Source organism: Fibrobacter sp. UWR2 (assembly GCF_002210285.1).
Taxonomy (GTDB): domain Bacteria; phylum Fibrobacterota; class Fibrobacteria; order Fibrobacterales; family Fibrobacteraceae; genus Fibrobacter.
The window spans coordinates 106,874-119,780 of the sequence record NZ_MWQE01000001.1; the positions used below are offsets into that span (position 1 = coordinate 106,874).

Here is a 12,907-nt window from a genome sequence, read left to right on the forward strand (position 1 = left end):
TGAAAAGATACCTTGAAGCGCTTTTTGTAAACAAAAAGTGACGAAAAATGGAAAAAAGGCGACTTTTATGAAAGTCGCCTCTGTTTTTTTTGACGATTTGTCCACGGTAAAAAAATGCCTTTACGTGACCTTCCGTGTTTTTCGGGATACTTTTAGGGTAACACAAGAGGTGTGATATGGATGTGAAAAAATTCTCCCAGGTCCTGACGGTTGCGTGCGGGCTTATTGGCGGTGCACTGCTTGTACCGACGCTTTCGCAGGCTGCTCCGGACCCTAACTTCCACATTTACATTGCGTATGGCCAGTCCAACATGGAAGGCAACGCGACGAACTTTACCGATGTCGACAAGAAGGAACATCCCCGCGTGAAGATGTTTGCGACGACGGAGTGCAGCAATCTCGGGCGCCCCACGGTCGGTGAGGTCTACCCGGCTATTCCGCCGATGTTCAAGTGTAACCAGGGCCTTTCTGTGGCTGACTGGTTCGGCCGCCATATGGCCGATTCCCTCCCGGACATCACCATCGGCATTATTCCGGTGGCCGTGGGCGGTACCAGCATTCGCCTGTTTGACCCGGATGACTACAAGGCTTATCTGAGTACGGCAGAGAGCTGGCTGCAGAACAGCGCCAAGGCTTACGGTAACGATGGTAATGCCATGAAGCGCATCATTGACGTTGCCAAGAAGGCCCAAGAAAAGGGCGTTATCAAGGGCATTATCTTCCACCAGGGCGAAACCGACGGCGGTATGGGCCAGGGCGTGTGGGAAGGCAAGGTCAAGAAGACCTACGAATACATGCTTACCCAGCTTGGTTTGAACGCCGAAGAGACTCCGTTTGTCGCGGGCGAAATGGTGGACGGCGGTTCGTGTGCGGGCTTTAGCAGCCGCGTACGCGGGCTTTCCAACTACATTGCGAACTTTGGTGTGGCGAGTTCCGCGGGCTACGGCAGCAAGGGCGACGGCCTGCACTTTACGGTGGAAGGCTACCGCGGCATGGGCGAACGCTACGCCCAGCAGATGCTCAAGCTTATCAATGTCGAACCGGTGGAACCCGAACCGCAGACTCCGTTTGGCGGCACGGTGGTTGAACTCCCGGGCAAGATCGAGGCCGGAAACTTCGACGTTCCGGGCAAGGGTAGCGGCAACGATTCCTACAAGGAAAACGATTCCGATGACCATGGTGCCGAAAGCAACGGAGGCAAGAGCTACCGCGAAGGCACGGGTGTCGATATCTACAAGAAGGCTACGGGCTATGTGGTGGGCTACAACCAGGAAGGCGAGTGGCTCGAGTATACCGTGAATGTGAAGGAAGCGGGCGACTACACGATGTTTGCCGCTGTGGCGACGGATAACGCGACATCCGCCTTCCAGCTTTCCATTGACGGAGAAAATATTACGGATGCGCTCCTTGCCTCAAAAACCGATGTGGCGGGCACATTCGATGACTTTAGCAAGGTCCAGGCGAACGTGACGCTCCCCGCGGGCGAGCATATCCTGAGGATGACGGTGACGGCCTCCTGGTTCGATGTGGACTACTTCACCTTCGTGAAGGGCAAGGACGCTACCGACCCCGATGAGCCCCCCTCCTTTGTCAAGCCCGCCTTTGTGTCGCATGCGACTGAAACGGAGTCCAATTTCGCGGTCGTTGACCTGCAGGGACGTGTGATTTTCAGCATGCAAGCAAAAAATATGAACGAGGCAGTGGCAAAAGTGAAAAATAGTGTGATGCACAACATTGCCTCTAAGGGCGTATATTTTGTAGTTTCTAACCCAGGAACCTCAAAGCAGCAAATGAAAAAGGTGGTCATCAATGAGAAATAGCGAATTTATCATCGTTAAGCAGATTGCGTTCTTTATTGTTGTCGCTGTTACCCTTGGGTTCATTTACGGCTAGGTAATTCAATAATCGCATCAAAAAAGGCTCCGGTCATGCCGGGGCCTTGTTTTTTTGCGCTATCCCTATTGACAAAAAGTCCATAAAAAGCAGCTCTAAAGTATATAAAAAGGGCTCTTCTAGAGGTATTTTTAGGTTATGGAATTGTGCAGGGGTGGTGCCCTGCGCAAAAAGGAGTTTCTGTATGGGATGTTTCCGTTTACTGGCCCGCGTAGCGTGCGCTACGATGATTTCTGCTGGCGTTGCCGCAGCAGTCACAGTCAATAACCCGATTATGTTCGTCGATAGCCCGGACCCTTCCATTGTCCGCGTTGACGACGCCTACTACATGGTGACAACGACCATGCACTTTGCGCCTGGCGTGCCTGTCTTCAAGAGCACCGACCTTGCGCAGTGGCGCACGGTGGGCTATGCCTACCAGACCCTCACCAATAACGACAACATGAACTTGAACGGCGGCAAGGACGCCTACGGCAAGGGTTCCTGGGCATCGAGCATCCGTTACCACAAGGGGTTCTTCTACGTATTGACGCCGTCTTACACCACGAACAAGACGCACCTTTACAAGACCGCCGATGTGGAAAGCGGCCAGTGGAGCGAAGTGCAGCTCCCGTTCTATCACGATCCGTCCCTGTTCTTCGATGACGACGGTACCGTTTGGGTGTTCTACGGCAGTGGCGACCAGATCAGCTACGTGCAGCTGAACGACGATGCGAGCGGCGTGAAGGCCGGTGGCAAGAGCGGTAAGCTCGGCGGCGTGAGCGTGAACCAGGTGACTGGCACTAGCAACTATTACGTGCAGCAGGAAGGCTCGCACATGGAAAAGGTGAACGGCGAATACTACCTGTTCACGATTTCTTGGCCGGCCGGCAAGAGCCGTAGCGAAATTGTTTACCGTTCCAAGAGCCTGCTCTCCGGATTTAGCGGAAGGTATTTCCTCTCCGATAACGGTGTTGCGCAGGGCGGCATTTTCGATACTCCCGAAGGCAAGTGGTATGCCCTGTTGTTCCGCGATTCCGGCCCGGTTGGCCGTATGTCGCACCTGGTCCCGATGGAATGGAAGGACGGCTGGCCGGTTCCGACCAGCGGAAGCAAGGCTCCCTCTACGATTGACCTGCCGGAATCCCCGCTCCCGGGCTACGGCATGGTCACCAGCGATGATTTCGAATCTAGTGAACTTGCTCTTGAATGGCAGTTCAACCATAACCCCGATAACAAGAACTGGAGTTTGTCTGCAAATCCGGGCTTCTACCGCATTACTACGGGCCGCACCGATAGTCGCGTGGTGAATGCAAAGAACACGCTGACCCAGCGCTCCTTTGGCCCCAAGAGCTCCGGCCGTACGCTTGTCGATGGCACCGGCATGAAGGATGGCGATATGGCTGGCCTCGTTGCCCTGCAAGATGACAAGGGCTTTGTGGCGCTTGCTAAAGATGGCGGCAGCTACAAGGTGGTGATGTACACCGGGAATAAGGACGGTGAAAGCCTGAAGGATAGCAAGGCGATTTCGGGTTCCAAGGTTTACCTGCGAATTGATTTCGACATTCCGGTTGACCGCGGTACCGCATACTTCTACTACAGCACCGATGGTAACTCTTGGACCAAGATCGGTAGCGACGTGAAACTCAATTACGACCTCCACATGTTCGTGGGCGTACGCTGGGGCCTCTTCAACTTTGCGACAAAGACTGCCGGCGGCTATGCGGACTTTGACTGGTTCAAGGTCGGTGTCGACGTGAACGATGAAATCTATCTCGATGGTGCCAGCTCGGAACCTGTTCCCCAGACTCCGTTCTGTGCCGCTGGCGAGAACTGCCCCGCAATTTCGCTCCCAGGCAAGATCGAAGCCGAGAATTTCGATGTGCCGGGCAAGGGCAAGGATGGCTCCTCTTACTATGATGGCGATTCCGAAAATCACGGAACGAGCAACTACCGCGAAGGCACTGGCGTGGACCTCTACGAAAAGGCAACTGGCGTCGTTGTGGGCTACAATAGCGAAGGCGACTGGCTCGAATATACCGTGAATATCAAGGAAGCGGGCGAGTACACCATGTTTGCGGCTGTCGCTGCGGCTGGATCCACTTCGAGCTTCAAACTTTCCCTAGATGGCGAGGACATTACTGAAGAAATCGCGGTGCCGGCAGCAAGTTCCGGTGAAGACAACTACGACGATTATAACAAGGTGAAGGCCAATGTAACGCTCCCTGCAGGCGAACACGTGCTCCGCTTTACGGTTGTTGGCGCCTGGCTTGACATCGACTACTTTACATTCGTGAAGGGTGCTAATGCTACGGACCCTGAACCTATTGACCCGACAGGTATCGTAAAGAATGTCCGTTTCGATGTGCAGGGCGTGCAGACCTACCGCGTGTTCTCCCTGAACGGTACGCTCGTGGGCTCCGTGGATGCGGTCAGTACATACGAGGTTCAGTCCAAGGTCCGCGCGATGGTTTCCGAGAAGGGCGTGTACCTTATCCGTGGCCAGAATGGACTGACTCGCCGCGTTCTAGTTACAAAGTAGTCTTTAACAATTTGATAATGCTTTATTTCCCCCGCACATGGTTGCGGGGGTTTTTCGTATATATCTTTAGATTGGTGTAAAATGTTCAAAAAGGAGAACAGATGTTTGGACGCAGATCTCTCTCTGCGAAGGCCCTCTCTGCCTTCGCGCTGGCTGCCGCGACAATCGCGGTGGCCCCGGTTTTTGCTGACAACCTAAACGTGAACGGTGCTAACCGTACGATGAACGTGTATGCCCCGAAAAATATCGAGAAGGGCCGCCCGCTCATCATTCAGATGCACGGTATGAACCAGGATGCGCCATACCAGCAGAACGCTGCCAAGTGGGAATCGATTGCCGATACGGCACGCTTCGTGGTGGTGTTCCCGAATGGTGAGAACAAGGCCTGGGATATCGGTGGTGACAAGGATATCAATTTCCTGAAGGCAATCATCAATGAGATGTACAGCAGGTATGGCATCGACAAGAACCGCGTTTACGTATCGGGCTTCTCGATGGGCGGTATGATGAGCTACCATGCGGCAAACAAGATGGGCGACATGATTGCAGCCATCGCGCCCGTTTCGGGTGGCGGTGGCGTGAACTCGCCCAAGCGCGCCATGCCGATTATGCATACGCACGGCACGAGCGACGACGTGGTGAACTACAACAGCACCGTGAATACCCTCAAGGGCTGGGTCAACGCGCAAAAGTGTTCTAGCAATTCGCAGAAGATCAAACCGTATCCCTCGACAAAGCCGGGCTCTGCCGCTTCCCTCGAAATCTGGAGCGGCTGCACCGACAACGTGGAAGTTCGCTTGCTGACTATTGAAGGCAAGGGCCACTGGTATTCCATGGACGAGGCTGTCAGTGTCAATACGAGCGTGGAAATCTGGAACTTCGTGAAGAACTACTCGCTCGACGGTTCCAGCATTACGCCTCCGGCCCCTGCGATTGTGGTGCCGACCAACCGCGACAGCATTTTTAACGGCGGTTTCGATTCCAGCGCGGTGGCCTGGGACTTGCAGCTGCATGGCGATGCGAGTGCAGTGGGTGAGGCGAAGGATGGCAAGTACCAGCTCGATATCTCGGCAATCGGCACGCAGAACTACCAGGTGCAACTGATCCAGCACGACTTGCACCTAGAAAAGGGCCAGTGGTATGAAATCAGCTTTGACGCGAGTGCGGGGGCTGCCCGTACGCTCGAGGTGAACGTGGAACAGCACAACGACCCGTGGGATTCCTACCTTACGGAGAAGCAAAATTTTGAAATTGGGACTACATCGAAGACGTTTACGTTCCAGTTCCAGATGACGGCCGCGACCGATACGAATAGCCGCCTGAGCTTCAATGCGGGCGCCGCTACCGGCATGCTCACGCTCGACAACGTAAAAATCGTGAAGACGGATGCCCCTGCCGATACGGGAAAAACCGCTCTGCGCGGGGTGCAGTTTGTGCGCGAACAGCCGGCATCGTATGCCGTGTTCGACCTGCGCGGACACAGGCTCGGGACGGTCGAATTGCAAGATGCGACCGAGGCAGAGACACTCCTGCGCGCGGGTTACACGAAGGGAGTTTACCTCCTGCGTGGCCTGAAGGGCGAAAAATCGTTCCTGGTGCCCGTTTCCCGCTAAAAACCGCTGAAATCGCCAATTTTCTCATAGTGCGCCATTGATAAATAATCAATGGCGCCTTCTGTTATGGCGGGTATTTTGCCCATTTTGGAGAGTATTTTTAAATCAGCAAATCAAAAAAGTGGAGATGAAGATGTTTGGATTAAAAAAGAACTCGCTTGGCGGGGCTGTTGCCCTTGCCTTTTTGGGTATGGCCTCTCAGGCTTTCGCGCACCCGGATAGTTTGGTGCTTACGCCCCCGCTGGGATGGAACAGCTGGAACGTATTCCACGAAAACATTAACGAAAAGCAGATTCAGGAAATCGCCGACGCGATGGTCAATTCCGGCTTGAAAGACGCGGGCTACATTTACCTGAACCTCGACGATAACTGGATGGACACCAAGCGTGATGCGCAAGGCAACCTCCAGAACAACCCGAAGACTTTCCCGAGCGGCATGAAGGCCATTGCCGATTACGTGCATGCGAAGGGCCTCAAGTTCGGCCTTTACGGCGACCGCGGCAAGCGTACCTGCCACCATTACAACAGCAACTGGCAAAGTGAAAGCGGTTCCAATGGCCGCGAAGAACAGGATGCCAAGAAACTCGCCGAATGGGGCGTGGACTACTGGAAGTACGATAACTGCGATTCCGACCCGAGCACCCAGGAAAAAGATTACACCGCCATGTCCAAGGCCCTTCGCAATTCCGGACGCGATATCGTGTTCAGCATTTGCATGTGGGAATACAAGGACTGGATGCCCAAAATCGCTAACCTCTGGCGCACCACTTTCGATATCGGTCCCGAATGGATTTCTACCTCCTGGTACCGCGGCGTCTACGAAATTATCGATGCCAACAACAAGTATTGGCAAATTGCAAAGCCCGGCCACTGGAATGACCCGGACATGCTCGAAGTCGGCAACAGGGGCCTCTCTTACGAAGAACAACGCTCCCAGATGACGATGTGGTCCATCATGGCCGCTCCCATCATGATCAGTTCTGACGTGCGCAACATGAGCAACGAGACCAAGGAACTGTACCTGAACAAGGACATGATTGCCATCAACCAGGATTCCCTGGGCGTTCAGGGCCACCGCATCTCTGACAAGCAAGGCAAGCAGGTTTGGACCAAGCCCTTGAAGAATGGCGACCTTGCCGTGGCACTCCTCAATAACAACAACTCTACTCAGACTGTGGAATGCAACTTTGCAGACATTGGCGTAGAAGGTGAAGTGGAAGTCCGCGATGCTTGGAAAAAGAAGGATTTGGGACCGGTTTCCCACGTATCTATAGAACTTCCTGCTCACGGTTCTGCATTGCTCCGCTTGGTTCTCAAGCCGGTTCCTCGCGGACTGTTCAAGGGTGAGGCTTTCGCCATTCCGGGCAAGATCGAGATGGAAGATTTCGACATTAACGGCGTGGGTCAGGGCAACACCACCTACAACGAAAACGATACCGATGACCATGGTGCTGAAACCAATGGTGGCACGAGCTACCGCCCGGGTACCGGTGTCGATATCTACAAGAAGGCAACCGGATACATTGTGGGCTACAATCAGGCTGGCGAATGGCTCGAGTACACCGTAAAGGTCGCCTCAACTGGAACTTACACCATGAAGGCTGCTGTGGCTTCGGCAAACAATACTTCGAGTTTCAAGCTTTCTATGGACGGTAAGGACATTACCGAAGAAATTTCTGTGCCGCAGGCAACCACTGGCGAAGACAATTACGATGAATACAATGTGGTCGAAACCGATGTGAGTTTGACGGAGGGCGAACATATCCTCCGCTTTACGGTCACCGGCGACTGGATGGACATCGACTACATCGAATTCTGCGAAAAGGAAAAATGCGAAGATCCGACTTCGATTGGCGTGGTGGCTCCGGCCAAGGTACGCGATGCCTCTACGGCTCGTCTCCGCGTTAAGGGTAACCAGGCGTTCATTGAAAAGAACGGTATGCGATTTGACCTGACCGGTCATCGCCTGCGTTAATCTAAAAAGTTCTCCTCCTAACAAGAACAAAACGCCCCGCTATTGCTAGCGGGGTATTTTTTATATGCATCAAGCAGCCGGACGAATATCGGAATCACTAATCAATGCATGAGAACAAGGCGCGCATCTTGTCGTGATTCTTGATTCCGGGAGCGTCTTCGACACCGCTGGAAACGTCGATGAGTTCAGGCTGGAACTTGTTGATGAGGGTTGCGGCATTTTCGGGGTTGATGCCGCCTGCAAGCCAGAGCGGCAAATCGCCTGCTTTTTCGCGCAGCAGTGTTTCGGGAATGGTCTTGCCGGTACCGCCGGGAATGCCTTCTACCTTAGCATCCAGCAAGATGCGGGGTTCTCCGCTCTTGCGGAGGGAAGCAACTTGCTCGAAGTCTGCGGATTCGCCCACTCGGGCGGCGCAGTAGTGGGCGAGGTTGGTGTCGGCTGCTGATGGCGCGATTCCGTGGAACTGGACTGCATCCAAGATGCCTTCCTGTGCAAGCCGGATGGCGGTCTTGCCTTCTTCGGAATTCGGGTCGGTAATGACGCCGACGAGGAGCGGACCGTTTTTGTTTGCGTTAGATGTGCGAAGTTTTGTGGCGAAACTGCGCACGAAGCTTTCGGTCGTGAGACGCTTTGTGGTGCTGAAAACAAACCCGAGCATGTCGGCTCCGAGTTCGGCGGCAAGCATGCCGTCTTCTTCGCGCGTGATGCCGCAGATTTTGACCAACGGGCGGCGCACATCTTGTCGTCCAAATTTGCGTTCGGCAAATTTTTTCCAGAACTTGCCCTTCGCATTTTCGCGCCCGCTTTCGAATGCGTTCACGACTTCCTTGGCAAGCGGAGGATTCTTGGCTACAGCTTCGCCTACGAGGATTCCTGTAAACCCGAGGCTACGTGCATAGTCGGCATCAGCCGGCGTGAGGATTCCCGATTCGAAAACCGCCTTTGCCGGGAGCTTGCTGCGAACCGATGCCGGTACCAGCGGGTCCGTATGGAACGTGGCGAGGTCGCGCGAGTTCACGCCTGCGACAATCGTCTTTGCGGCGCCGTCTCCGAGGGCTTCCGTCACGATTTGCAACTTGCGGAAGTCATCCTTTTCGCGGACTTCGACAAACGCCTGCATGTCGTAAGACTGCGCGCGCTTTGCCATCTTCACAAGTTGCTCGTCATCTAGGATGCGTGCAATCAAAAGGACGGCATCGGCGCCGCAACGGTAGGCGATGTTGATTTCGTCTTCGTAGAGCAAGAAATCCTTGCGGAGCACGGCGCAGGCGTGTAGCCCCTGCTGGCGGCGCTTTTCCATCAGGTCTGCAACCGCAATCAAGTCGCGGAGCGAGCCTTTAAAGAAATTGCCTTCGGTCAGCACCGAAACCGCCTGGGCATGCGCTTCGGCGTATGTCGTCGCGAGCCTTACCGGGTCCAAGTCCGGAGCGATATCGCCCTTCGATGGCGATGCGCGCTTGACTTCGAGAATCGCACCCGCATTGCCGAGGAATTCCGTATGGCCTACGCGGCGCTTTTCCGGAATGTCGATGCCAAAGTTAAGCCCAAGCCGTTCGATGTCGGCTTTGCGCATCCGCACTATCTTCGCAAGAATATCTTCGCTCATGTTTTTGTACTTCAAAATGAAAGGAGATACCCGCCTGCGCGGGCATGACATCCATTATTGTTCTTTTAGCTATTCGTTTCGACCTTGACTTCCTCGATCTTCTTCAGAACGGAGCCGTCTTCCATCGCCTTCATGGCCTTGTCGAAGCCTTCCTTGATGCTCTCCGCCTTCTTGCTGATGTAGAGGGCGGCACCGGCGTTCAGGGCGCAAGCGTACTTGATGCCCGGGCGGCCCTTGCCGTTCAGCACGTCGAGAGCGAGGTTGAAATTGTCGACACCCGTACCGCCGGCGAGGTCTTCAGGATCCACGGAAGGGATGCCGAAGTCCTTGGGATCGATGCGGTAAGTCTTGTACTCGCCATCTTCCAGGATTTCGGCGATGGTCGTCGGCACGCAGGGCGAAATTTCGTCGTAGCCGTCGTCACTGATGGCGACCATCACGCGCTTCGCGCCGAGGGCCTTTGCCGCCTTGGTGAACGGTTCCAGCACGGTCGTGCTATAGACACCGAGCATCAGGTACTTGGCTTCGGCCGGGTTCGTGAGGGGGCCGAGCAAGTTCATGATGGTCTTTACGCCGAGAACGCCGCGAACCGGGCCGGCAAAGCGCATGGCACTGTGGTAAACAGGCGCCATCAGGAACACGAAATTCGTCTTGTTGATGACGCTCGCGGCCTTGTCCGGAGTCATGTCGAGCTTGAAGCCTGCGGCCGTGTAGAAGTCGGCGGCACCGGACTTGCTAGAAACCGCACGGTTGCCGTGCTTTGCAATCTTTGCGCCACAGCTGGCGGCAATCAGGCCGGAGAGCGAGCTCACGTTGAAGCTGCCCTTGCCGTCGCCACCGGTACCCACGATGTCGGTGAGTTCGTCACCGCTGTAGGGGAACTTGCGCTTCTTGCTGCTGAGTACCTTCGCGCAGCCGGCGATTTCGTCGGCGACAGGGCCCTTGCTGGAAAGTGCGGTAAGGATTGCGGCCATCTGGCGTTCGTCCATGATGCCGTCGGTCAAGTCTTCCATGAACATTTCGGCGGTTTCGCGGCTCAAGTCCTTGCCCTCGGTAAGCGTGTTCAAGATTCCACGCACGTCGAGCGGTTCGCGACGGTAGTTGAGGAACGCCTTGAAGAATTCGTCGGCGCGGCCGCTGGCAATAGATTCCGGGTGGAACTGCACGCCTTCAATCGGGAGCGTCTTGTGGCGGATGCCCATGATGTCGCCGTCGGTGGCTCGGGCGGTCACTTCGAAGTCGGCAGGAAGTGTCGATTCATCGATGACGAGGCTGTGGTAACGCGTGAAGATGTTCTTCTTGCCGATGGTGCGGAACAGTCCCTTGCCGTCCAGGTCGATTTCTTCGGCGATGCCGTGCTTGATGAACTTGGCCTGCACAATCTTTGCGCCAAAGGCGTAACCGATGGCCTGGTGACCGAGGCAAACGCCGAGAATCGGGAGCTTGCCCGCAAAGTGCTTGATGGCTTCCACGGATATGCCGGCGTCTTCGGGGCGGCCCGGGCCCGGACTCACGATAAGGCGGCTCGGGTTCAGCTTTTCGATATCGGCGATGGTGCATTCGCGGCTACGGAGCACGCGGATTTCTTCAGTAGTAATCTTGGCCAACGCTTGGTAAACGTTGTAAGTAAAAGAGTCGTAGTTATCGATAATGACGATCATCTTAGTTTTCTCCTTCGAGCACGGCGCGGATGGCACCCAATTTTTCATTCGTTTCTTCGAATTCGCGGTCGGCGTTCGAGGCCGCGACAATGCCACCACCGGCCTGCAGGCTGATGGTCTTGCCCTGCTTGAGGCAGCAACGGATGGCGATGCAGAAATCCAAGTCACCGTCGGATTCCATGTAGCCAACCGCACCGGCGTAGAAGCGGCGCTTGACCTTTTCGAGGCCAGAAAGGATTTCGATCGCGCTGATTTTCGGAGCGCCGCTCACCGTACCTGCCGGGAAGCTGGAGCGCAGCACTTCGATGGCCTTCTTGTTCTTTGCCACACGGCCCTGCACGTCAGAGACCAGGTGAATCACGTGGCTGAACTTTTCGCATTCCATGTACTTGGTCGTTTCCACCGTACCGGCTTCGCAGACGCGGCCCAGGTCGTTACGGGCCAAGTCCACGAGCATCAGGTGTTCGGCGCGTTCCTTCGGGTCACTCTTCAAGTTCTTCATCAGGGCTTCATCTTCGGCATCATCCTTGCCGCGGCGGCGGGTACCTGCAATCGGGTGAATCGTCGCAATGCCTTCACGCACGCGCACGAGGCTCTCCGGCGAGGCACCGATAAACTGGTGCGTACCGTAATCGAGGAAGAACATGTACGGAGACGGGTTCACCGTACGGAGGCGGCGGTAAATGTCGAGCGCCGCGATGTCGCTTGCAAACTGAATGCGGCGGGAAGGCACGGCCTGCACGATGTTGCCGGCGATGATATGCTTCTGCAAAGCTTCGACCTTTTCCACGTATTCCTTGCGGGACTGTTCCAGGTCGGTCATCGTAATGCCCTTGCCGTACTGCTGTTCCGGGGCGAGGTAGCTGAAGTCGAGGTCGGCGAGGCGGGCTTTCACCTTTTCGATGGCGGCCTTCAAATCAATCTGGTGTTCTTCATAGTTCAGGGCGAACAAGTGAAGCTTTTCGGTAAAGTGGTCAAACACGATGTAGATGTGGCCCACCAGGAATTCCGCTTCGGGAATGTTGAGTTCATCGACCTGCGGGGCGAGGCGAATCGTATCGCAACGGGCACAGAATTCGTAACCGAGGTAGCCCACGCCCGAAGAAGGAATAGGAATCTGGTTGGGCGGCACTGTATTTTCGGCAGAGATCAGCGTGAGGGCGTCGAGAATATCACCTTCGCCTTCCTTGAGGAACGTGCTTTCCTTGCCGTCGATGATGATGCTCACGTCCTTCTCGTTCTGGCGCAGACGGAAGCCTTCGTCCACCATCAGAGTGGAGTAGCGGCTACGGCCATGCGAGAAGCTAGCCGATTCGAAGATTGCCTTCGCGCCGAGCTTCCTGCCGAGCGAAAACGGGGTGTAACGTTCACCGGGCAGCGCCACGTAGATGCTGTCGGTACGCGGCTCGTAACCCGGTTGTTCTGTGATGTGCTTGATCTTGTTCGTCATGTGATCCTCTGGTTTATAAATTCTTTTGCGTTTCTCGGTTTCGGGTTCCGCAAAGGCTTTTTTGTCCCGGAGGATTTCAGCGATTTGGGTAAAAGAGAAAGGCCTCCGTGAGTCCGGAAGCCTTTGCTTAAAATCTTGGGTGATTTGCGACAAATACCGGGCTCTATGTTAGAGTCCGCGCCACCAAC

The 12,907-nt window shown here is 55.1% G+C and carries 7 protein-coding genes; 4 read left to right on the top strand and 3 right to left on the bottom strand.

Annotated features, from left to right (window positions below; all coding sequences use genetic code 11):
- Positions 1 to 176: 176 nt before the first annotated feature.
- The 4 genes from B7994_RS00415 (at position 177) to B7994_RS00430 (ending at position 8,002) form a co-directional block, all read left to right on the top strand.
- Entirely contained in the window at positions 177 to 1,820 is a 1,644-nt protein-coding gene (locus tag B7994_RS00415; RefSeq protein WP_088636518.1) for a sialate O-acetylesterase, read from the top strand.
- A gap of 257 nt (positions 1,821 to 2,077) precedes the next feature.
- Positions 2,078 to 4,414, top strand: a complete 2,337-nt coding sequence (locus tag B7994_RS00420) for a family 43 glycosylhydrolase (protein WP_088636519.1) — start codon at positions 2,078 to 2,080, stop codon at positions 4,412 to 4,414.
- Between the two features lie 101 nt (positions 4,415 to 4,515).
- Positions 4,516 to 6,027, top strand: a complete 1,512-nt coding sequence (locus B7994_RS00425) for a carbohydrate binding domain-containing protein (RefSeq protein WP_088636520.1) — start codon at positions 4,516 to 4,518, stop codon at positions 6,025 to 6,027.
- A gap of 133 nt (positions 6,028 to 6,160) precedes the next feature.
- Positions 6,161 to 8,002 carry a carbohydrate-binding protein gene (locus B7994_RS00430; protein ID WP_233142904.1) on the top strand — a complete coding sequence of 614 codons (1,842 nt, stop codon included), beginning with the start codon at positions 6,161 to 6,163 and terminating at the stop codon, positions 8,000 to 8,002.
- 97 nt (positions 8,003 to 8,099) lie between these two features.
- Here B7994_RS00430 and B7994_RS00435 read toward each other — a convergent pair whose 3' ends face one another.
- From B7994_RS00435 to B7994_RS00445, 3 genes are all read right to left on the bottom strand, one after another.
- Entirely contained in the window at positions 8,100 to 9,608 is a 1,509-nt protein-coding gene (locus B7994_RS00435; RefSeq protein WP_088636521.1) for a bifunctional indole-3-glycerol phosphate synthase/phosphoribosylanthranilate isomerase, read from the bottom strand.
- 65 nt (positions 9,609 to 9,673) lie between these two features.
- Positions 9,674 to 11,269, bottom strand: coding sequence for a bifunctional anthranilate synthase component II/anthranilate phosphoribosyltransferase (locus tag B7994_RS00440; protein WP_088636522.1), 1,596 nt, complete (start codon positions 11,267 to 11,269; stop codon positions 9,674 to 9,676).
- A gap of 1 nt (position 11,270) precedes the next feature.
- Positions 11,271 to 12,719 carry an anthranilate synthase component I family protein gene (locus tag B7994_RS00445; RefSeq protein WP_088636523.1) on the bottom strand — a complete coding sequence of 483 codons (1,449 nt, stop codon included), beginning with the start codon at positions 12,717 to 12,719 and terminating at the stop codon, positions 11,271 to 11,273.
- Positions 12,720 to 12,907: the final 188 nt, after the last annotated feature.

What these genes read in the sequence shown, in the direction of transcription:
- B7994_RS00415 (WP_088636518.1), top strand. Translation starts at nt 177, where the DNA reads ATGGATGTGAAAAAATTCTCCCAGGTCCTGACGGTTGCGTGCGGGCTT.
- B7994_RS00420 (WP_088636519.1), top strand. Translation starts at nt 2,078, where the DNA reads ATGGGATGTTTCCGTTTACTGGCCCGCGTAGCGTGCGCTACGATGATT.
- B7994_RS00425 (WP_088636520.1), top strand. Translation starts at nt 4,516, where the DNA reads ATGTTTGGACGCAGATCTCTCTCTGCGAAGGCCCTCTCTGCCTTCGCG.
- B7994_RS00430 (WP_233142904.1), top strand. Translation starts at nt 6,161, where the DNA reads ATGTTTGGATTAAAAAAGAACTCGCTTGGCGGGGCTGTTGCCCTTGCC.
- B7994_RS00435 (WP_088636521.1), bottom strand. Translation starts at nt 9,608, where the DNA reads ATGAGCGAAGATATTCTTGCGAAGATAGTGCGGATGCGCAAAGCCGAC.
- B7994_RS00440 (WP_088636522.1), bottom strand. Translation starts at nt 11,269, where the DNA reads ATGATCGTCATTATCGATAACTACGACTCTTTTACTTACAACGTTTAC.
- B7994_RS00445 (WP_088636523.1), bottom strand. Translation starts at nt 12,719, where the DNA reads ATGACGAACAAGATCAAGCACATCACAGAACAACCGGGTTACGAGCCG.